Raw genomic sequence first — 1,554 nt, 5'->3', positions numbered from 1 at the left:
AATTACCAACTCAAAATGTCCTATAACCCGAAACTGTGAAAAAAATTCTCTTTTACACAATTTTATGGTAAAATCATATATATAGAATGAAATATATAGATATAGTTGTATTTTACAAAGTTCAAATATGTAGTATAATTATAGAGTTCGCTATATGAGCTCAGCCCCTATTGGTACTCTAAAAAGAGTATTGATTGGCCCTGAGTATAGTGTTAATAAAGTCCTAAAAGATTAGGGTATTTGGGTTAGGGATATAGTTCCTAAAAAATGTAGAGCGTTATAAAAAATCAGAACGCTATAATTGTGTATTATTACTATTAGTCCGTAGGAGGCGATTCCTATTTTAGCATTTAGAAGATTTGAATTAAAAGATAAACCGATTATCGATGATTATTTTGCAATTCATCATTATGAAGCATCGGATAACTGTTTTACCACATTGTTTATGTGGCAAGATGCTTATGGCATCGAATGGGCCGAAGAAGATGGCGTATTGTTCATCAAAGGGGGCGGTAAACGAGAACCGTTTATGTTGCCGCCTTTTGCCGGTAAAGACGCTAAATTCGTAGACGGCCTTGATATGGCTAAAGAATGGTTTGAAGTTAATAACTTAGAGTTTCGTTTAAAAGGTGTCAATCCAATTATGATGGAACGTATGAATACGCTCTGTCCTGATTGTTATGAATTCACGCCGGACCGCGATAATTTTGAGTATATTTACAAAACACAGGATTTAATTAGCTTATCCGGTAAAAAATTGCGTCAGAAGAAAAATCACTTGAATCAGTTCCGCATGCAGTATACCAATTATGAGTATATGCCGCTGACACAAGATATTTTTGCCGACTGTATTGCCACGGCTGAATCTTGGGTAGAACAACATCACGAAGAAGGTATCGAAGATGAGTTAGAAGCGATTAAATTGTTGTTTACTCACTGGGATGAACTTGGTCTTGTAGGCGGTGCTATCAAATTGTTTGGTCGCATTGAAGCCTTCACTATCGGTGAGTATCTCAATGATCGCATGGCGCTCATTCATATTGAAAAAGCAAATCCTACAATTCGCGGTTTGTATCAGGCAATTAACAACGAATTCATTCGTCATGAATTTGCCGATACGGAATTTGTAAATCGAGAAGAAGATATGGGTTTACCGGGCCTTCGCAAGGCAAAAGAATCGTATAATCCGGATCATTTTGCGGAAAAATATGATGCGGTCTATGCCGATATCTGTCCTGTTAAGGAATAAAGTATTAGGGGAGCCCTGAGGGCTCCCTTTTTTGTATAAAAAGAGGTGTGCTATGGAGTTTAGAATTGCGACGGCAGCAGATACAAAAGCTGTTGAAAATTTATGGGATTATTGTTTTGAAAATAAAGAAGACCCTTTTTTCCAATATTATTTCAATAAAGCGTACGAACCGGAACATACCATGGTAGGTTATGACGGAACATTGCTCGCCAGCATGGTACATTTGCGTCAATATACGCTCAATGTGCGTGGTGCGCTTGTACCGGTAAGTTACATGGTGGGCGTAGCCACCGATCCGGTAGCCC

General features: G+C 38.0%; 2 protein-coding genes. Both read left to right on the top strand.

Annotated features, from left to right (window positions below):
• The first annotated feature begins 340 nt into the window (after positions 1–340).
• Positions 341–1,249: a DUF2156 domain-containing protein gene (locus tag QZL64_RS02185; protein WP_156705274.1), complete on the top strand. Its 909-nt coding sequence runs from the start codon at positions 341–343 to the stop codon at positions 1,247–1,249.
• 52 nt (positions 1,250–1,301) lie between these two features.
• On the top strand, positions 1,302–1,554 hold a 253-nt coding region (locus QZL64_RS02180; RefSeq protein WP_296309176.1), incomplete at its 3' end, for a GNAT family N-acetyltransferase.

This window comes from Veillonella sp. CAG:933, assembly GCF_000431435.1.
Classification (GTDB): domain Bacteria; phylum Bacillota; class Negativicutes; order Veillonellales; family Veillonellaceae; genus Veillonella_A.
The sequence above is the reverse complement of the archived record's forward strand: the minus strand, read 5'-3'. Positions and strand labels throughout refer to the sequence as shown.